At 46.6% G+C, this 649-nt stretch carries 2 tRNA genes and 1 rRNA gene; all 3 read left to right on the plus strand.

The features are described from left to right. Positions 1-79 precede the first annotated feature (79 nt). Positions 80-156 (plus strand) — tRNA-Ile (locus tag CRI63_RS23795). Positions 157-199: 43 nt separating this feature from the next. Then, positions 200-275, plus strand: a tRNA-Ala gene (locus tag CRI63_RS23800). A 183-nt stretch (positions 276-458) separates the two neighbouring features. Further along, positions 459-649: ribosomal RNA gene (locus tag CRI63_RS24150) — 23S ribosomal RNA — on the plus strand; the annotation flags it as partial.

Raw genomic sequence — 649 nt, forward strand, 5'->3', positions numbered from 1 at the left:
ATCACATCCTTACCTTAAAGAAGCGTACTTTGCATGCTCACACAGATTGTCTGATGAAAATGAGCAGTAAAACCTCTACAGGCTTGTAGCTCAGGTGGTTAGAGCGCACCCCTGATAAGGGTGAGGTCGGTGGTTCAAGTCCACTCAGGCCTACCAAAATTTGCACCGCAAATTTGAAGAGGTTTTAACTACATGTTATGGGGCTATAGCTCAGCTGGGAGAGCGCCTGCTTTGCACGCAGGAGGTCTGCGGTTCGATCCCGCATAGCTCCACCATCTCTGTAGTGATTAAATAAAAAATACTTCAGAGTGTACCTGCAAAGGTTCACTGCGAAGTTTTGCTCTTTAAAAATCTGGATCAAGCTGAAAATTGAAACACTGAACAACGCAAGTTGTTCGTGAGTCTCTCAAATTTTCACAACACGATGATGAATCGAAAGAAACATCTTCGGGTTGTGAGGTTAAGCGACTAAGCGTACACGGTGGATGCCCTGGCAGTCAGAGGCGATGAAGGACGTGCTAATCTGCGATAAGCGTCGGTAAGGTGATATGAACCGTTATAACCGGCGATTTCCGAATGGGGAAACCCAGTGTGTTTCGACACACTATCATTAACTGAATCCANNNTCTGGGCTGCTCCCCGTTCGCTC

Origin of the sequence: Escherichia sp. E2661, assembly GCF_004745185.1 — a bacterium.
Classification (GTDB): domain Bacteria; phylum Pseudomonadota; class Gammaproteobacteria; order Enterobacterales; family Enterobacteriaceae; genus Escherichia.